General features: G+C 42.7%; 2 protein-coding genes and 1 pseudogene. All 3 read left to right on the forward strand.

The window, feature by feature from the left end:
• Window positions 1-269 (forward strand): annotated as a pseudogene (locus QZZ35_RS10535) (diaminopimelate dehydrogenase); the annotation flags it as partial.
• 22 nt (window positions 270-291) lie between these two features.
• A complete protein-coding gene (gene ade, locus QZZ35_RS10540) occupies window positions 292-2,052 on the forward strand; it encodes an adenine deaminase (RefSeq protein ID WP_291237363.1) in 1,761 nt (586 codons plus the stop codon).
• Window positions 2,053-2,064: 12 nt separating this feature from the next.
• The gene (locus QZZ35_RS10545) at window positions 2,065-2,967 is read left to right on the forward strand and encodes an AEC family transporter (RefSeq protein ID WP_291237364.1); all 903 of its coding nucleotides are present in this window, start codon (window positions 2,065-2,067) and stop codon (window positions 2,965-2,967) included.
• The last annotated feature ends 104 nt before the right edge of the window (window positions 2,968-3,071 follow it).

Raw genomic sequence — 3,071 nt, forward strand, 5'->3', positions numbered from 1 at the left:
TCAAGAAAAATCACAGCGGTATTCCGCACGGCGGTTTCGTTTTAAGAAGCGGTGTGACAGGATGGAATAAAGAGAATAAACATGTGATCGAATATAGCTTAAAACTGGATTCTAATCCGGAATTTACAGCTTCTGTCATTGTTGCATATGCACGTGCCGCATATCGCCTTTCTAAGGAAGGTCAGAGCGGATGTAAGACGGTGTTTGATATTGCACCTGCATATTTAAGTGCAAAATCCGGAGAGGAGCTGCGCGCTTCCCTGCTGTAATTTATGCAAAAAGGAGGTAACCATGTCGTTAAAATGTTGGACTTCCGATGAGGAAAAGAGATTATTAAAAAAGAGGATCGATGTGGCTGCAGGAAGAATTCCGGCGGATATGGTCATTCAGAATGCAAAGATTGTTGATGTCTTTTCAGGAAAGATACTGGAAGGTGATATTGCAGTAAGTGATGGCGTGATTGCGGGAATCGGGTCCTATACAGGTCACACACTATATGATGCAGGAGGAAAATATGCGATTCCCGGCTTGATTGACGGTCATATGCATATTGAATCAACCAATGTGACTCCAGAAGAGTTAGGCAGAATGATAGTCCCTCTGGGAACGACGACGATCATAGCGGATCCCCATGAAATTGTCAATGTGTGCGGTATCACAGGTTTAAACTATATGCTGGATGCATCGAAAAAGACAGTTCTTGATATAAAATATATGGTACCGTCCTGTGTGCCCGCAACACCTTTTGAGCATTCAGGGGCGGTGATCGGTGCAAAGCAGATGCAGGAACCGATTAAAAATGCGCAGATTCTTGGCCTGGGAGAATCTATGAACATTTTTGGAGTTGTCAATGCAGAACCTGAAGTTCTGGATAAGATTCTGACAGCGAAAAATCATGGGAAGTTTGTTGACGGACACAGTCCGGGAGTCACGGGCCATGCATTAGATGCCTATATTGCCGCCGGTATTCACACAGATCATGAGTGTTCCACGGTGGAAGAGATGAATGAACGTATTTCTCGCGGCATGTATGTGATTTTAAGAGAGGGCTCAGCCTGCCGGAATCTGGAGACATTGCTGCATGGCGTGACGCCTTATAATAGCCGCAGATGCCTTTTGTGCACAGATGATTTTCATATGCATACGCTGTTGAATGAGGGACATATGGATAAACACCTGCGTTTATGTGTGAAAAATGGTATAGATCCAATCACAGCGATACAGATGGCGACTTTGAACGCGGCAGAGTGCTATGGGCTTGATGATCGTGGAGCGATTGCATGCGGACGAAGAGCAGATATTGTTCTTGTGGATGATCTGAAAGACTTCAGAGTTCAGCAGGTATTTGTTGAAGGTTGTGAAGCGGCCTGTGAAGGCAGATACCTTCTCCCATATGAAAGACAGGACAGTACATGTGTCCACGGAAGTTTTCATGTGAAGGATTTTTCCGCTGAGAAGCTCAAGTTACATTTAAAAACCGGACATGTTCATGTGATTGATATTCTGCCGGGAGGTATTCTGACAAAAAAGAGTGAAGCAGAAGTCAATATTGATTCTGAGGGTGAATTTGTCTGGAACAGCGAACAGGATATTGTGAAGGTGGCTGTCATTGAACGACATAAAAATACCGGTAATGTGGGCTGTGGTTTTCTGCGCGGCTATGGGATAAAACAGGGGGCTGTTGCCATATCCATCGCACATGATTCGCACAATATTATTACGGTGGGAATTTCGGACGAGGATATTGAAACGGCAGTAAACCAGATCATCGCTCAGGAAGGCGGTATCGCTCTGGTAAAAAACGGACAAGTCATCGAAACCATGCCGATGGTGATCGGCGGAATCATGAGCGATCAGAGCGGCCTCTGGGTGGGAGAAAAACTCTCGGATATTTATAAAACAATTAAAGAAGAGTTGAAAGTGAACCCATTGATCGATCCGCTGATGACACTTGCGTTCATGTCTCTTCCTGTTATTCCCGAATTAAAGATGACGGATACAGGCCTTTTTGATGTGACAAAAAATGCCTGTATTTCATTAGAAGTTGACTAAAGGAGAAAAAATATGGTTGTATCTACCGTGCTCGGTAAAATCATATCGATATTTATTATTATGGTTGTCGGTGTCATATGCTATAAAGCGGGCATTATTGACAATAACACGAAAACAAAATTGTCACGTTTAAGTACACTGGTAGTAAATCCCATATTGATATTTATGTCATTTCAGATGGAGTATGATGCATCCTTACTGAAAAATATGGGGATTTTGTTTGCTCTGGCTGTACTGAGTTATTTAATTTCTATTGTATTGGCCCATTTCCTTCTTCATGAAAAGGAAGGATACGACATGGCAGTAGAAAAATTTGCTGTAACATATACGAATTGTGGCTTTATCGGCATTCCGTTAGGTTATGCGATTTTTGGGAGTATCGGCGTTATTTATGCCACCGTTTTTGTTGCAACATTTCATATTTTTTGCTGGACCCACGGTATCATGCTTTTGGATTCTTCTGGCTTTCAGCCGAAAAAGCTCATTAATCCCTGTCTGATCGCTGTGTTCGGCGGGATGATCTGCTTTATCTTTCAGTTGAAGATACCAACGAATATCTCCTTTGCCATGAATTCGATTGCAGATATGAATACGCCGTTGGCCATGCTTTTATCAGGAGCAATTATGGCTCAATTAAATTTGGGAGCAACTCTGAGAAAGAAGCGGATGTTTTTTGTTGTACTTCTTCGGACGGTCGTATCACCGGCTATTTTTGCTCTATTATTAAGATATATACCGATTGATGAACAGATGCGGATCGTTGCCGCTATGACAGGGGCCTGTCCCTCAGGAGCTATGACGATTACAATGGCGATTCTTTATGGCAGAGATGATTATTACGGCACAGAACTTTTTGGAATTACGACATTATTATCAATTGTCACCATACCGCTGTGTATGATGATTGCAGGATAAGTATGGGGACAGGTTCCGAGACTCATATTTGTGAGTCTCGGAACCTGTTCCCACTTTATTTAGCCAGTTGGAATAAATCTCTATAAAATGTCGGATAGGAAATG

Origin of the sequence: Frisingicoccus sp., assembly GCA_016298055.1 — a bacterium.
Taxonomy (GTDB): Bacteria; Bacillota; Clostridia; order Lachnospirales; family Lachnospiraceae; genus Frisingicoccus.

Excerpts from the sequence above, each read along its gene's own strand:
- QZZ35_RS10545 (WP_291237364.1), top strand. The coding sequence starts at position 2,065 with ATGGTTGTATCTACCGTGCTCGGTAAAATCATATCGATATTTATTATT.
- ade (WP_291237363.1), top strand. The coding sequence starts at position 292 with ATGTCGTTAAAATGTTGGACTTCCGATGAGGAAAAGAGATTATTAAAA.